We start from the raw sequence: 14570 nt of genomic DNA, 5'->3' as shown, positions 1-14570 counted from the left end.
ATTACCCGCAAAAAAAATAATTAGTGGGAGTACTTCTACATGCAAGCGACCAAGCCGACCCATGTCCGCTATTTGATCCTGCTCATGCTGTTCCTGGTGACCACGATCAACTATGCCGACCGGGCCACCATTGCAATCGCGGGCTCCAGCCTGCAAAAAGACCTCGGCATCGACGCGGTCACCCTCGGTTATATCTTCTCCGCATTCGGTTGGGCCTACGTGGCCGGGCAAATCCCCGGCGGCTGGCTGCTGGACCGATTCGGCTCGAAAAAAGTCTATGCCCTGAGCATCTTCACCTGGTCACTGTTCACCGTGCTGCAAGGCTATGTCGGTGAGTTCGGTGTCTCCACCGCAGTGGTTGCGCTGTTCATGCTGCGCTTCATGGTGGGCCTGGCCGAGGCGCCGTCCTTCCCGGGCAACGCGCGCATTGTTGCCGCCTGGTTCCCGACCGCCGAGCGCGGTACGGCCTCGGCGATCTTCAACTCGGCGCAGTACTTCGCCACGGTGTTGTTCGCGCCGCTGATGGGCTGGATCGTCTACCGCTTCGGCTGGCAGCACGTGTTTATCGTGATGGGCGTGATCGGCATCGTGTTCTCGCTGATCTGGCTGAAAGTTATCCACAGCCCGCGCCAGCACCCGATGATCAACGAAGCCGAGCTCAATCACATCGCCGCCAATGGCGCGATGGTCGATATGGACCAGGACAAGGGCAAGGGTAAGAAAACCGACGGGCCGAAGTGGGATTACATCCGCCAACTGCTGACCAACCGCATGATGCTGGGCGTTTACCTGGGCCAGTACTGCATCAACGGCATCACCTACTTCTTCCTGACCTGGTTCCCGGTGTACCTGGTGCAGGATCGCGGCATGACCATCCTCAAGGCCGGTTTCATCGCCTCGTTGCCGGCGATCTGCGGGTTTATCGGTGGCGTGCTGGGCGGGGTGATTTCCGACTACCTGCTGCGCAAAGGCCATTCGCTGACGTTCGCCCGCAAGGCGCCGATCATTGCCGGTCTGCTGGTCTCCAGCAGCATCATCGCGTGCAACTATGTAGACGTTGAATGGATGGTGGTGGGCTTCATGGCCTTGGCCTTCTTCGGCAAGGGCGTCGGCGCACTGGGTTGGGCGGTCGTGTCCGACACCTCGCCGAAACAAATCGCCGGTCTCAGTGGCGGCTTGTTCAACACCTTCGGTAACCTCGCGTCGATCACCACGCCGATTGTCATCGGCTACATCATCAGCACCACCGGCTCGTTCAAGTGGGCCCTGGTGTTTGTCGGCGCCAACGCGCTGGTGGCGGTGTTCAGCTATCTGGTCATCGTCGGCCCGATCAAGCGTGTAGTACTCAAAGAGCCGCCAAGCAAGGGGCCTGAGTTGACCAACCTAACCGAAGCGCATTCCTGAGAGGCCCCGTGATGCAGTTGATTGAACATGCCGACTCGCCGCGCTCCATCCGCCTGCACGAGCGCGACAACGTAGTGATCGTGGTCAACGACCAGGGCGTACCGGCCGGGACCGAGTTCCCGGACGGCCTGGTGACCGTGGATTTCATCCCCCAGAGCCACAAAGTGACCCTGGAAGACATCCCCGAAGGCGGTCAGATTATTCGCTACGGACAGACCATCGGTTACGCCCTGGCGCCGATTCCGCGCGGCAGTTGGGTCCAGGAAGATCAACTGCGCATGCCCACCGCGCCACCGCTGGACAGCTTGCCGCTGTCCACCGAGGTGCCTGAAGCCCAGGCACCGTTGGAGGGGTTTACCTTCGAGGGCTATCGCAACGCCGACGGTACCGTGGGCACGCGCAATATCCTCGGCATCACCACCACGGTGCAGTGTGTGACGGGCGTGCTGGACCATGCGGTCAAGCGCATCAAGGACGAATTGCTGCCCAAGTACCCTCACGTCGATGACGTGGTGGCGCTGACCCACAGCTACGGCTGCGGGGTAGCGATCACCGCGACGGATGCCTACATCCCGATCCGTACCGTGCGTAACCTGGCGCGCAACCCGAACCTGGGCGGCGAAGCCCTGGTGATCAGCCTGGGCTGCGAGAAATTGCAGGCCGGGCAGGTGATGCACGACAACGACAGCTCCGTCGACCTCAGCGAGCCGTGGCTGTATCGGTTGCAGGATTCCAGCCATGGCTTTACCGAGATGATCGAGCAGATCATGGACTTGGCCGAAGTGCGCCTGAAGAAGCTCGACCAGCGTCGCCGGGAAACCGTGCCGGCGTCCGAGTTGATCCTGGGCATGCAGTGCGGCGGCAGTGATGCGTTTTCCGGCATCACCGCCAACCCGGCGCTGGGCTATGCCTCGGATTTGTTGCTGCGGGCCGGGGCAACGGTGATGTTTTCCGAAGTCACCGAAGTGCGGGATGCCATTTACCTGCTGACTTCGCGCGCAGAGACGAAGGAAGTTGCCGAAGAGTTGGTCAGGGAAATGGACTGGTACGACCGTTACCTGGCCAAGGGTGAAGCGGATCGCAGTGCCAACACCACGCCAGGCAACAAGAAGGGCGGGCTGTCGAACATTGTCGAGAAGTCCCTGGGCTCCATCGTCAAGTCCGGCAGCAGCGCGATCAACGGCGTGCTGGGCCCGGGCGAGCGCTTCAAGAGCAAGGGCCTGATCTTCTGCGCGACACCGGCCAGTGATTTTGTCTGCGGCACCCTGCAACTGGCGGCGGGGATGAACCTGCATGTGTTCACCACCGGGCGTGGTACCCCTTACGGGCTGGCGATGGCCCCGGTGGTGAAGGTCTCGACGCGTACGGAGCTGGCGCAGCGCTGGCCGGACCTCATCGATATCGACGCCGGGCGCATTGCCACCGGGCGCGCGACCATCGAGGAGTTGGGCTGGGAGTTGTTCCACTTCTACCTGGACGTGGCCAGCGGTAAGAAGCAGACCTGGGCGGAACATCACAAGCTGCATAACGACATCACCTTGTTCAACCCGGCGCCGATTACCTGATTGTGGTGAGCGGGCTTGCCCCGCGCTGGGTGGCGAAGCCGCCCTAAACTCAGGACTTTCAACTCTAACTGAAGGAACTCAGTGCCTGAGATGGGGCGGCTTCGCCACCCAGCGCGGGGCAAGCCCGCTCACTACAGGGATCTGGACCAGACTAACCGGGTTGTAGTGGCTTATCATTAGCCACCTGACGACGTTCACCAAGGTTCTCCCCGGCATGCTGGCTATTTTCCTCACCACCCTCACCATCACTGCGCCGGTATTCGCCATGCTGTTCCTGGGTGTGCTGCTCAAGCGCATCAACTGGATCAACGACAACTTTATCCACACGGCTTCGTCCCTGGTGTTCAACGTCACCATGCCGGCGCTGCTGTTCCTCGGCATCCTCCACGCCGACCTGCACTCGGCGCTCAAGCCGGGGTTGCTGATCTATTTTGCCGTCGCCACGCTGCTGAGCTTTGCCCTAGCCTGGGGCTGGGCGATTTTTCGCTGCAAGCGTGAAGACCGAGGCATCTACACCCAGGGCGCGTTTCGCGGCAATAACGGAGTGATCGGCCTGGCCCTGGCGGCCAGCATGTACGGCGACTACGGCATTTCCCTCGGCGCGATCCTCGCGGCGCTGGTGATCCTGTTCTACAACACCCTGTCGACCATTGTGCTGGCGGTGTACAGCCCGGTGATCAAGTCCGACCCGTGGAGCATCTGCAAAAGTGTGGTAGCCAATCCGCTGATCATCAGCGTGATCGTGGCGGCGCCGTTCGCGTATTTTCAGATTGGCCTGCCGGGCTGGCTGGAAAAATCCATGCAGTACCTGGCGGACACCACCTTGCCGCTGGCATTGATCTGCATTGGCGGCACCCTGTCCCTGGCGGCGCTGCGCAAGAGCGGCAATATGGCGCTGAGCGCGAGCTTGATGAAGATGGTCTGGCTGCCGGTGGTCGCGACCCTGGGCGCGTGGCTGCTGGGCTTTCGCGGGCCGGAGTTGGGGATCCTGTTCCTGTACTTCGGTGCGCCGACTGCCGCGGCGAGCTTCGTGATGGCCAGGGCGGCCGAGGGCAATCATGAACTGGCGGCGGCGATTATCGTGATCACCACGCTGATGGCGGCAGTGACCACGAATATCGGGATTTTCGTGTTGCAGGCGGGTGGCTGGATCTAGCCTTCTTTCTGATAGGTGTCGATGACTTCCTGCGCCGCCCGAAACGCATCAATCGCCGCCGGTACGCCGGCATACACCGCGCAATGCAGCAGCGCTTCGCGAATTTCCTCCACAGTACAGCCGTTGTTCAACGCGCCACGCACGTGGCCCTTGAGCTCCTGGGGGCACTTGAGTGCGGTGAGGGCGGCCAGGGTGATCAGGCTGCGCGTCTTCAGCGGCAAGCCTTCGCGGGTCCACACGCTGCCCCAGGCATGTTCGTTGACGAAGTCCTGCAGCGGCTGGGTGAATTCGGTGGCGTTGCCCAGGGCGCGGTCGACGAACACATCGCCCATCACCTGGCGACGCATTTCAACCCCGGGCTTTTTCTGATCGGTCATTGCGATTCCCTCTTGTGTTGGCGGCGCCAGGCTCGCAGCGTGCTGAACAACAGGAAAGCCACCAGCACTGGCAGGACGTAATACAGCATCAGTTGTTCAAGCTTGTTGGCCAGGGGCATGCCGGTGGTGAACGACATCACGTGCAGCCCATACGCCAGGTACAGGCCCAGCAGTACCAGGCCTTCGGCGCGGGTGACGCGGTAGCCGGTATAAAACACCGGCAGGCACAGCACCACCACGCCGAGCATCACCGGCAGGTCAAAGTCCAGGGCGTTGGGCGACACCGACAGCGGCGAAGGCGCGAGCAACGCGGTCAGCCCCAATACGCCCAGCAGGTTGAACAGGTTGCTGCCGATCACGTTGCCCACGGCAATTTCCCGCTGGCCGCGCAGGGCGGCAATCAGTGAGGTGGCCAGGCAGGGCAGTGACGTGCCGACGCCGATCAGCGTAAGGCCGATGATGCGCTCCGACAGGCCCAGGTCAGCCGCCACATCCACCGCCGCGCCGAGCAGCAAGTGCCCGGCCAGCACGAGGATCAACAACCCGCCGAGCATCTGCAGCACACTGCTCAGCCACGGCGCCCGGGCGACGGTATCCAGGGTGCGCGGACGGCGCGAATGGCGGGTCTGGTAATGCAGCACGCCGAGGTAGGCCAGCAGGGCAATCAGCAGCAGCAGGCCATCGACCGGCGTCAGTTCTTCATTGGCCGCCAGGGTAAACACCAGCAGTCCGGCGAGGATCATCACCGGAATATCCAGGCGCACCAGCTGCCGCGAGACGCGCAGGGGGATGATCAGCGCCGACAGGCCCAGGGTCACGAGGATGTTGAAGATGCTGCTGCCGATCACGCTGCCCACGGCAATGTCGGTATTGCCGGCCAGGGTGGCCTGCAGGCTGACGGTCATCTGGGGCGCGCTGCTGCCGAAGGCGACGACCGTAAGACCGATGATCAGCGGCCGCACCTTGAGGCTGGCGGCCAGGCGCACGGCGGCGCGCACCAGGATCTCGGCGCCGAGGATCAGCAGCACCAGGCCGCTGACCAGTTCGAGCAGGCTCCAGGGCGAGAGGGCGGTTAATCCGAAAATGGCCAGGGCTCCGTCTTCAATTGCTCAGGGCTTGCACGCGAACCCGCGCAGTGCCGCTGCCCAGCATACCCAGTTGCTCGGCCGCCTTGCGTGATAGATCGATCAAGCGCCCACGGGTATGCGGGCCGCGATCGTTGATGCGGACCACGACGGATTTGTCGTTGTCGAGATTGGTGACCTTGACCTGGGTGCCGAAGGGCAGTCGCCGGTGGGCGGCGGTCAGGGCGTTCTGGTTGAAGGGTTCACCGCTGGCGGTTTTCTTGCCATGGTGCCTGGCGCCGTAATAAGAGGCGGTGCCGGTTTCGTCGTAGCCGTTGGGGTCGATGAGGCCGCTGGCGCAGCCGGCCAGCAGTGAGAATAGAGCCCATAGGCCTAATAGACGCTTCATTATCAAGGTGCCCCCATCACAAATGTGGGAGGGGGCTTGCCCCCGATAGCGGTGATTCAGTCAAAACAGCAGTGACTGACACTCTGCTATCGGGGGCAAGCCCCCTCCCACAGGGAGTCCGAGTCAGGCATGAAGTCTCGCCCGGACCATTCATCGCAATCAGCCTTCGAGCTTGCTTTTCAGCAGTTCGTTCACCTGTTGCGGGTTGGCCTTGCCTTTGGAGGCTTTCATCGCCTGGCCGACAAAGAAACCGAACATCTTGCCGCGCTTGGCTTCGTCTGCCGCACGGTACTGTTCGACCTGCTCGGCGTTGGCCGCCAGCATTTCATCCAGCACGGCCGAGATGGCGCCGCTGTCGGTGACTTGCTTGAGACCGCGTTTCTCGATGATCTCGTCGGCGCTGCCTTCACCGCTGGCCATGGCTTCGAACACGGTCTTGGCGATTTTGCCGGAGATGGTGTTGTCCTTGATGCGCAGCAGCATGCCGCCCAATTGCTCGGCCGACACCGGTGCTTCGTCGATCTCCAGGCCCTGTTTGTTCAGCAGGCTGCCCAGCTCGACCATCACCCAGTTGGCCGCCAGCTTGGCGTCACCGGCAATGCTCACGACCTTTTCGAAGTAGTCGGCTTGCTCACGGCTCGAAGCCAGCACGCTGGCATCGTAGATCGACAGGCCGAACTGCGCCTGGAAGCGCTCGCGTTTTTGCGGCGGCAACTCCGGCAGGGTGGCGCGGATGTCATTGAGGAACGAATCCTCAAGCACCACCGGTAACAGGTCCGGATCGGGGAAGTAACGGTAGTCGTTGGCTTCCTCTTTGCTGCGCATGGCGCGGGTTTCGTCTTTGTTCGGGTCGTACAGGCGCGTTTGCTGGATCACCTTGCCGCCGTCCTCGATCAATTCGATCTGGCGCCGCACTTCGGTGTTGATCGCTTTCTCGATAAAGCGGAACGAGTTGACGTTCTTGATCTCGCAGCGAGTGCCGTACTCGGCCTGGCCTTTTGGCCGCACCGACACGTTGCAGTCGCAACGCAGCGAGCCTTCGGCCATGTTGCCGTCACAGATGCCCAGGTAACGCACCAGCGCGTGGATGGTCTTGACGTAGGCCACGGCTTCCTTGGCGCTGCGCATGTCCGGCTCGGACACGATCTCCAGCAGCGGGGTGCCGGCACGGTTCAGGTCGATACCGGTGGCACCGTTGAACTCTTCGTGCAGGCTCTTGCCGGCGTCTTCTTCCAGGTGCGCACGGGTGACGCCGACACGCTTGATGGTGCCGTCTTCCAGCGGGATGTCCAGGTAGCCCTTGCCGACGATCGGCAATTCCATCTGGCTGATCTGGTAGCCCTTGGGCAGGTCCGGGTAGAAGTAGTTCTTGCGCGCGAACACGTTGTGCTGGCCGATCTCGGCGTCAATCGCCAGGCCGAACATCACCGCCATGCGCACGGCTTCCTGGTTCAGCACCGGCAGTACGCCAGGCATGCCCAGGTCTACCAGGCTGGCCTGGGTGTTGGGCTCGGAGCCGAACGTGGTGGCGCTACCGGAGAAAATCTTCGATTGGGTGGCGAGCTGGGTATGAATCTCCAGCCCGATCACAACTTCCCATTGCATAGTGTTCTCCTCAGAAGCCGGTAGGGGTGCGAGTGTGCCAGTCGGTGTTCAACTGGTACTGGTGCGCCACATTGAGCAGGCGGCCTTCCTGGAAGTACGGGGCGAGCAATTGCACGCCCACCGGCAGGCCATCGACGAAACCGGCAGGCATGGACAAGCCCGGCAGGCCCGCGAGGTTGGCGGTGATGGTGTAGAGGTCTTCCAGGTACTCGGCAATCGGGTCGCCGGTCTTGGCGCCGATCTTCCAGGCCGGGTTCGGCGTGGTTGGGCCGAGGATCACGTCGACTTCTTCAAAGGCAGCCATGAAGTCGTTCTTGATCAGGCGTCGGATCTTTTGCGCCTTGAGGTAGTACGCGTCGTAATAGCCGGCGGACAGGGCGTAGGCACCGACCATGATCCGGCGTTGCACTTCGGCACCGAAGCCTTCGCCACGGGAGCGTTTGTACAGGTCGGTCAGGTCCTTCGGGTTCTCGCAGCGGTAGCCGAAGCGCACGCCGTCGAAACGCGACAGGTTGGAAGAGGCTTCTGCCGGCGCGATCACGTAGTAGGCAGGAATCGCATGCTGGTTGTTCGGCAGGCTGATTTCCTTGATCACGGCGCCGAGCTTTTCCAACTCCTTGACGCTGTTGTGCACCAATTCGGCAATGCGCGGGTCGAGACCGGCGCTGAAGTATTCCTTCGGCACGCCGATGCGCAGGCCCTTGAGCGAAGCATTGAGGCTGGCGCTGTAGTCCGGCACCGGTTCATCGATGCTGGTGGAGTCCTGGGCGTCGAAGCCTGCCATGCCTTGTAACAAAATCGCGCAGTCTTCGGCCGTGCGGGCCAGTGGGCCGCCCTGATCGAGGCTGGAGGCGTAGGCGATCATGCCCCAGCGGGAAACCCGACCGTAGGTCGGCTTCAGGCCGGTGAGGTTGGTGAAGGCCGCCGGCTGGCGGATCGAGCCGCCGGTGTCGGTCGCCGTGGCGGCTGGCAGGAAGCGCGCGGCAACGGCCGCAGCCGAACCACCGGACGAACCGCCGGGCACGTGTTCCAGGTTCCACGGGTTCTTCACCGCGCCGTAGTAGCTCGACTCGTTGGCCGACCCCATGGCGAATTCGTCCATGTTGGTCTTGCCCAGGGTCACGGCCCCGGCAGCGGCCAGCTTGGCGACCACGGTGGCGTCGTAGGGCGCCTTGAAGTTGTCGAGCATCTTCGAGCCGCAGCTGGTGCGCACGCCCTGGGTGCAGAACAGGTCCTTGTGGGCGATCGGTGCGCCCAGCAGGGCACCGTTTTCACCGTTGGCGCGGCGTACATCCGCGGCCTTGGCCTGGCTCAGGGCCAGCTCTTCGGTGAGGCTGATGAAGCTGTTGACCTTGGGGTCCAGCTCGGCGATGCGCGCAAGCAGGGTCTTGGTCAGCTCTTCGGAAGAAAACTTTTTGTCGGCGAGACCGCGGGCGATCTCGGCCAGAGTCATGTGATGCATGAAAGGCTCTTTCCCTTTAGTCGATGACTTTCGGAACCAGGTACAGGCCGTTTTCGACCGCTGGCGCGATGGACTGGTAGGCCTCGCGATTATTGCGCTCGGTCACGACGTCTGCGCGCAGGCGCTGGCTGGCTTCCAGCGGGTGAGCCAGGGGCTCGATGCCGTCGGTATTCACGGCCTGCATTTGGTCAACCAGCCCGAGAATGCTGTTCAGGGCTGCGGTGGTCTGTGGAAGATCGGCTTCATTCAGGCCAAGCGAGGCCAGATGAGCGATTTTTTCCACGTCGGAGCGTTCAAGCGCCATGGGAATCTCCAGTGGAAAACAGAACGGAGGCTGTCCGTGTGTTAGATTGTCGGAACACTACCGCATTTCTACGGTCTTACGGCCGCGATTGTGGGGGTTGGTGCACAGAAAGTCGGCCAATTTAGCACATTGGCGCCTTGCCCAAAATCCCTGTCGTTGTTAGAGTTTGCCGCACTTTTTTACCCACGCGTTGCCTAGGGTCCTTTCCCCATGTTCAAGAAACTGCGTGGCATGTTTTCCAGCGATCTTTCCATTGACCTGGGCACTGCCAACACCCTTATTTACGTGCGCGAGCGCGGTATCGTCCTGAATGAGCCGTCGGTTGTGGCCATTCGGACCCATGGTAATCAGAAAAGTGTCGTTGCCGTCGGCACCGAGGCCAAGCGCATGCTCGGCCGAACACCAGGCAATATTGCTGCCATTCGTCCGATGAAAGACGGCGTGATCGCCGACTTCAGCGTCTGCGAAAAGATGCTGCAGTACTTCATCAACAAGGTTCACGAAAACAGTTTCCTGCAGCCCAGCCCTCGTGTGCTGATCTGTGTTCCGTGCAAATCCACCCAGGTGGAGCGTCGTGCCATCCGTGAATCGGCCCTTGGCGCCGGTGCCCGCGAAGTGTTCCTGATCGAAGAGCCGATGGCTGCTGCGATCGGTGCCGGCCTGCCGGTTGAAGAAGCGCGCGGTTCGATGGTGGTGGATATCGGTGGTGGTACCACTGAAATCGCCCTGATTTCCCTGAACGGTGTGGTGTATGCCGAATCCGTACGTGTAGGCGGCGACCGTTTCGACGAAGCGATCATCACTTATGTACGTCGCAACTACGGCAGCCTGATCGGCGAATCCACCGCCGAGCGCATCAAGCAGGAAATCGGTACCGCTTACCCGGGCGGCGAAGTTCGCGAAGTCGATGTTCGCGGTCGCAACCTGGCCGAAGGCGTTCCACGTGCCTTCACCCTGAACTCCAATGAAGTGCTGGAAGCTCTGCAAGAGTCCCTGGCCACCATCGTTCAGGCTGTGAAGAGCGCCCTGGAGCAATCGCCGCCGGAGCTGGCTTCCGACATCGCCGAGCGAGGCCTGGTGCTGACCGGTGGTGGCGCCCTGTTGCGCGACCTCGACAAGCTGCTGGCCCAGGAAACCGGCCTGCCGGTGATCGTCGCCGAAGATCCGCTGACCTGCGTTGCCCGTGGCGGTGGTCGTGCACTGGAAATGATGGATAAACACACCATGGACCTGCTCTCCAGCGAATAAGATCGTTGGTTGCACCATGTTTCGCCCGCAGGCAGCACTTTGCAGTGCTGCCTGTTGGCGTTTATCTTCTTCAATCTGCATCCAGGCCGGTTAGATGCCGTATGAATAAAGAGAACATTTGCCTGGGAGGAGCGGCCTATTAAACCGCTTTTCGCCAAAGGCCCCTCATTGGGCGTGCGCTTATTGGTGCTGGTCGTGCTTTCGGTCGCATTGATGGTGGTCGATGCCCGCTTTGCGCTGCTCAAGCCGGTGCGTAGCCAAATGTCGCTGGTGTTGATGCAGACCTACTGGATCACCGACCTGCCGCAACGTCTCTACCAGGGCGTGGCCAGCCAATTTGGCAGCCGCACCGAACTGGTTGCCGAGAACGAAAAACTCAAGACCGAAAACCTGCTGTTGCAGGGGCGCATGCAAAAGCTGGCAGCCCTCACCGAGCAGAACGTTCGGCTGCGCGAGTTGCTTAACTCTTCTGCGTTGGTCAACGAAAAGGTCGAAGTGGCCGAGTTGATCGGCATGGACCCCAACCCCTTTACCCATCGCATCATCATTAACAAGGGTGAGCGCGACGGTGTGGTCCTTGGTCAGCCGGTACTGGATGCTCGGGGACTGATGGGGCAGGTCGTCGAGCTGATGCCCTACACCTCGCGGGTCCTGCTGCTGACGGACACCACCCACAGCATTCCGGTGCAGGTCAACCGTAACGGCTTGCGCGCGATTGCCAGCGGTACCGGTAACCCTGAGCGCCTGGAATTACGTCACGTCGCGGATACGGCCGACATCAAGGAAGGCGACCTGCTGGTCAGCTCCGGCCTGGGCCAGCGGTTCCCGGCAGGCTATCCGGTGGCAACGGTCAAGGAAGTGATCCACGATTCCGGCCAGCCCTTCGCCATTGTGCGTGCCGTGCCCACTGCCGCCCTGAACCGCAGCCGCTACCTGTTGCTGGTGTTCAGCGACAACCGTACTCCGGAAGAACGCGCCAACGACGCCGCCCAGGCCCAGGAAGCGGAAGACAAGAAGAACGGCACCGCGCCGATCATTCCTGCGACCGTGCCCAAGCCTCAGTCGACTACCCCCGCTGTACCGGCGGCAACTCCGGCAGCTACTGCGCCTGTGGCCACACCGGTCAAGCCTGCGGTCCATAGCGTGCACCCGGTGAAACCGACTGCAGCGAAACCGCCGGCCACCACGCCTGCCACTACGACGCCCGCTGCGAAGCCTCCAGCCGCAGCCCCGGCCACCACACGGCAGAGGGAGGAATAATGGCCGGTACTCATTCGAGCAATGGCTGGATCGTCTGGCTGACATTCGCCATCGGCTTGCTGCTCAGCGTTTCGCCGCTGCCGCAGTTCATGGAGATCCTGCGTCCGCTGTGGCTGGCATTGCTGCTGGCATTCTGGTCGCTGAACCTGCCGCATAAAGTGGGCATGGTCACGGCCATGTTCCTGGGCTTGGCGGAAGATGTGCTGTATGGCACCTTGCTGGGCCAGAACGCGTTGATCCTGACCCTGATCACCTTCCTGGTGCTGTCGTTGCAGCAGCGCCTGCGCATGTTCCCGATGTGGCAGCAATGCCTGGTGATCCTGGTGATCTTCGGCCTGGCGCAGTTGGTACAGTTGTGGCTCAGTGCCTTGACCGGCAACCGCCAGCCAACCCTGGCGCTGGTGTTGCCGGCCCTGGTCAGTGCGCTGTTGTGGCCGTGGATCAGCTTCGGCCTGCGTGGGTTACGTCGTCGCTATAAAATCAATTGAATGGATTGCGAGGCTCTGCCTGGTTATCGAACCCCACAGGGAGAGTCTGCAATGAATTCGCTATATCTGGCCTCGGGCTCCCCGAGGCGGCGTGAACTGCTGACCCAGATCGGTGTGCCTTTCACCGTGGTCAGCGCCGCCATTGATGAAACCCCTCTTACAAACGAAACCCCTGTTTCCTACGTCGAGCGTCTCGCTCGCGGTAAGGCCGCAGCGGGTTTTGCTGCGCTCGGGCAACGCTCGGCCGCCTGCGTCCTGGGCGCCGATACCGCAGTGATCGTGGACGGCAAGATCCTCGGCAAGCCCGTAGACCAAGCCGATGCGTTGGCGATGTTGATGGCACTGGCGGGGCGTGAACATGAAGTTCTGACTGCGATTGCCCTGACTGACGGCCAGCGCTGTGAAACCCGATGTGTAAGCAGTCGTGTACTTTTCCGTGGGATTTCTGTCGAGGAGGCTACAAGCTACTGGCACAGCGGCGAACCCCAGGACAAGGCGGGCGGCTATGCTATCCAAGGGCTTGGCTCGGTGTTTGTGGCCGGGCTCAATGGCAGCTATTCCGCCGTGGTAGGCCTGCCGGTGTGCGAAACCGCGCAACTGCTTGCCCAATTCGGCATACCCTGTTGGCAAAACCTTACCGCGCGCTGAACGCGTTACTCCAGCGCCCAGCCTTACAGCGATCGGTCACTATTGTGAAAACGCCTGAACGAGACCCAGCCATGAGTGAAGAGATTCTGATCAATATCACGCCGATGGAATCGCGCGTGGCGGTGGTAGAGAACGGTGTTCTGCAAGAAGTGCATGTCGAGCGCACCCAGAAACGCGGGATCGTCGGCAATATCTACAAGGGCAAGGTGGTGCGGGTGTTGCCGGGGATGCAGGCGGCATTTGTCGATATCGGCCTGGACCGGGCAGCATTTATCCACGCCTCGGAGATTTCCCTGCGCGAAGGGCCGGCGGTGGAAAGCATCAGTGCCTTGGTGCATGAAGGGCAGAGCCTGGTGGTGCAAGTCACCAAGGACCCCATCGGCTCCAAGGGCGCACGCCTGACCACTCAACTGTCGATTCCGTCGCGCTACCTGGTGTATATGCCGCGCACCGCCCATGTCGGCATTTCCCTGAAAATTGAAGACGAAGCCGAGCGCGAGCGCCTGAAAAAGGTGGTCAGCGACTGCGTGGCCGCTGAAGGTATCAAGGAAGCGGGCGGCTTTATCCTGCGCACCGCAGCCGAGGGCGCCGGTGCCGACGAAATCCTCATGGACATTCGCTACCTGCGGCGCCTGTGGGACCAGATCGGCGCACAGATCAAGACCATTGGCGCGCCGAGTGTGATCTACGAAGACCTGGGCCTGGCCCTGCGTACCTTGCGCGACCTGGTCAGCCCCAAGATCGAGAAAATTCGCATCGACTCGCGGGAAACCTTCCAGCGCACCACGCAATTTGTTGCCGAGCTGATGCCGGAAATTGCCGATCGCCTGGAGCATTATCCTGGCGAACGGCCGATCTTCGACCTGTATGGCGTCGAGGACGAAATCCAGAAAGCCCTGGAGCGCAAGGTGCCGCTCAAGTCCGGTGGCTACCTGGTGGTGGACCCGGCGGAAGCGATGACCACCATCGACGTCAACACCGGCGCGTTCGTAGGTCATCGCAACCTTGAAGAGACCATCTTCAAGACCAATCTCGAAGCGGCCACGGCGATTGCTCGTCAACTGCGCCTGCGTAACCTGGGCGGCATCATCATCATCGACTTCATCGACATGGAAGATGAAGAGCACCAGCGCCAGGTGCTGCGCACGCTCGAAAAACAGCTGGAGCGCGATCACGCCAAGACCAATATCATCGGCATCACCGAGCTGGGCCTGGTGCAGATGACCCGCAAGCGCACCCGCGAGAGCCTGGAGCAGGTGCTGTGCGAGCCCTGCAGCAGTTGCCAGGGCCGCGGTAAGTTGAAGACTCCGGAAACGGTTTGCTACGAGATTTTCCGGGAAATCCTCCGAGAGGCACGGGCCTACCAGGCCGAAGGTTATAGAGTGCTTGCCAACCAGAAAGTGGTCGACCGCCTGCTGGATGAAGAGTCCGGTAACGTGGCTGAGCTGGAGGGGTTTATCGGGCGTACGATTCGCTTCCAGGTCGAAACCATGTATTCCCAGGAACAATATGACGTGGTGCTGCTCTGATCCCCATTCGCTTTCTTTTTACGCGACTCGCAGACCTTGATCTGCAGTCCG

14 protein-coding genes are annotated in these 14570 nt (G+C 61.5%); 8 read left to right on the top strand and 6 right to left on the bottom strand.

What is annotated here, in order from left to right:
* The first annotated feature begins 39 nt into the window (after positions 1-39).
* The 3 genes from Q8X51_RS07025 to Q8X51_RS07015 all read left to right on the top strand — a co-directional run bounded on the left by Q8X51_RS07025 (position 40) and on the right by Q8X51_RS07015 (position 4125).
* Positions 40-1404: an MFS transporter gene (locus Q8X51_RS07025; protein ID WP_027604835.1), complete on the top strand. Its 1365-nt coding sequence runs from the start codon at positions 40-42 to the stop codon at positions 1402-1404.
* Positions 1405-1415: 11 nt separating this feature from the next.
* On the top strand, positions 1416-2969 hold the full coding sequence (gene garD / locus Q8X51_RS07020) for a galactarate dehydratase (protein ID WP_065924307.1): 1554 nt from the start codon (positions 1416-1418) through the stop codon (positions 2967-2969).
* A 214-nt stretch (positions 2970-3183) separates the two neighbouring features.
* The gene (locus tag Q8X51_RS07015) at positions 3184-4125 is read left to right on the top strand and encodes an AEC family transporter (protein ID WP_027604833.1); all 942 of its coding nucleotides are present in this window, start codon (positions 3184-3186) and stop codon (positions 4123-4125) included.
* Here the strand turns inward: Q8X51_RS07015 and Q8X51_RS07010 are convergent.
* The 6 genes from Q8X51_RS07010 to gatC form a co-directional block, all read right to left on the bottom strand.
* Positions 4122-4502, bottom strand: a complete 381-nt coding sequence (locus Q8X51_RS07010; RefSeq protein WP_065924306.1) for a carboxymuconolactone decarboxylase family protein — start codon at positions 4500-4502, stop codon at positions 4122-4124. The two genes, Q8X51_RS07015 and Q8X51_RS07010, sit on opposite strands and share 4 nt — an antisense overlap.
* Complete coding sequence (locus Q8X51_RS07005; RefSeq protein ID WP_065924305.1) at positions 4499-5545, bottom strand: calcium/sodium antiporter; 1047 nt, start codon at positions 5543-5545, stop codon at positions 4499-4501. The genes Q8X51_RS07010 and Q8X51_RS07005 overlap by 4 nt, the downstream gene beginning before the upstream one ends.
* Positions 5546-5603: 58 nt before the next feature.
* Positions 5604-5975 carry a septal ring lytic transglycosylase RlpA family protein gene (locus tag Q8X51_RS07000; RefSeq protein WP_065924304.1) on the bottom strand — a complete coding sequence of 124 codons (372 nt, stop codon included), beginning with the start codon at positions 5973-5975 and terminating at the stop codon, positions 5604-5606.
* Positions 5976-6134: 159 nt separating this feature from the next.
* Positions 6135-7580, bottom strand: a complete 1446-nt coding sequence (gene gatB, locus Q8X51_RS06995) for an Asp-tRNA(Asn)/Glu-tRNA(Gln) amidotransferase subunit GatB (protein WP_065924303.1) — start codon at positions 7578-7580, stop codon at positions 6135-6137.
* Positions 7581-7590: 10 nt separating this feature from the next.
* Complete coding sequence (gene gatA, locus Q8X51_RS06990; RefSeq protein ID WP_065947112.1) at positions 7591-9042, bottom strand: Asp-tRNA(Asn)/Glu-tRNA(Gln) amidotransferase subunit GatA; 1452 nt, start codon at positions 9040-9042, stop codon at positions 7591-7593.
* A gap of 16 nt (positions 9043-9058) precedes the next feature.
* The gene (gatC, locus tag Q8X51_RS06985; protein WP_003171764.1) at positions 9059-9346 is read right to left on the bottom strand and encodes an Asp-tRNA(Asn)/Glu-tRNA(Gln) amidotransferase subunit GatC; all 288 of its coding nucleotides are present in this window, start codon (positions 9344-9346) and stop codon (positions 9059-9061) included.
* A gap of 210 nt (positions 9347-9556) precedes the next feature.
* On the opposite strand from gatC, the gene mreB reads away from it, so the two are divergent.
* From mreB to rng, 5 genes are all read left to right on the top strand, one after another.
* Entirely contained in the window at positions 9557-10594 is a 1038-nt protein-coding gene (gene mreB, locus Q8X51_RS06980) for a rod shape-determining protein MreB (RefSeq protein ID WP_002555108.1), read from the top strand.
* 138 nt (positions 10595-10732) lie between these two features.
* Complete coding sequence (gene mreC, locus Q8X51_RS06975) at positions 10733-11854, top strand: rod shape-determining protein MreC (RefSeq protein WP_137212587.1); 1122 nt, start codon at positions 10733-10735, stop codon at positions 11852-11854.
* Entirely contained in the window at positions 11854-12342 is a 489-nt protein-coding gene (mreD, locus tag Q8X51_RS06970; protein ID WP_027604826.1) for a rod shape-determining protein MreD, read from the top strand. The genes mreC and mreD overlap by 1 nt, the downstream gene beginning before the upstream one ends.
* A gap of 51 nt (positions 12343-12393) precedes the next feature.
* Positions 12394-12990, top strand: a complete 597-nt coding sequence (locus tag Q8X51_RS06965) for a Maf family protein (protein ID WP_027604825.1) — start codon at positions 12394-12396, stop codon at positions 12988-12990.
* Positions 12991-13061: 71 nt separating this feature from the next.
* Positions 13062-14519, top strand: coding sequence for a ribonuclease G (gene rng, locus Q8X51_RS06960; protein ID WP_010213134.1), 1458 nt, complete (start codon positions 13062-13064; stop codon positions 14517-14519).
* Positions 14520-14570: the final 51 nt, after the last annotated feature.

The sequence above is a fragment of the Pseudomonas sp. Yb2C2 genome (assembly GCF_052112325.1).
Lineage (GTDB): Bacteria > Pseudomonadota > Gammaproteobacteria > Pseudomonadales > Pseudomonadaceae > Aquipseudomonas > Aquipseudomonas marginalis.
Note: the sequence above shows the minus strand (reverse complement) of the source record. Positions and strands in the feature narration are given on the sequence as shown.

What these genes read in the sequence shown, in the direction of transcription:
- gatA (WP_065947112.1), bottom strand. Translation starts at nt 9,042, where the DNA reads ATGCATCACATGACTCTGGCCGAGATCGCCCGCGGTCTCGCCGACAAA.
- mreB (WP_002555108.1), top strand. Translation starts at nt 9,557, where the DNA reads ATGTTCAAGAAACTGCGTGGCATGTTTTCCAGCGATCTTTCCATTGAC.
- Q8X51_RS07010 (WP_065924306.1), bottom strand. Translation starts at nt 4,502, where the DNA reads ATGACCGATCAGAAAAAGCCCGGGGTTGAAATGCGTCGCCAGGTGATG.
- Q8X51_RS06965 (WP_027604825.1), top strand. Translation starts at nt 12,394, where the DNA reads ATGAATTCGCTATATCTGGCCTCGGGCTCCCCGAGGCGGCGTGAACTG.
- rng (WP_010213134.1), top strand. Translation starts at nt 13,062, where the DNA reads ATGAGTGAAGAGATTCTGATCAATATCACGCCGATGGAATCGCGCGTG.
- Q8X51_RS07015 (WP_027604833.1), top strand. Translation starts at nt 3,184, where the DNA reads ATGCTGGCTATTTTCCTCACCACCCTCACCATCACTGCGCCGGTATTC.
- mreD (WP_027604826.1), top strand. Translation starts at nt 11,854, where the DNA reads ATGGCCGGTACTCATTCGAGCAATGGCTGGATCGTCTGGCTGACATTC.
- gatB (WP_065924303.1), bottom strand. Translation starts at nt 7,580, where the DNA reads ATGCAATGGGAAGTTGTGATCGGGCTGGAGATTCATACCCAGCTCGCC.
- gatC (WP_003171764.1), bottom strand. Translation starts at nt 9,346, where the DNA reads ATGGCGCTTGAACGCTCCGACGTGGAAAAAATCGCTCATCTGGCCTCG.
- Q8X51_RS07000 (WP_065924304.1), bottom strand. Translation starts at nt 5,975, where the DNA reads ATGAAGCGTCTATTAGGCCTATGGGCTCTATTCTCACTGCTGGCCGGC.
- garD (WP_065924307.1), top strand. Translation starts at nt 1,416, where the DNA reads ATGCAGTTGATTGAACATGCCGACTCGCCGCGCTCCATCCGCCTGCAC.
- Q8X51_RS07025 (WP_027604835.1), top strand. Translation starts at nt 40, where the DNA reads ATGCAAGCGACCAAGCCGACCCATGTCCGCTATTTGATCCTGCTCATG.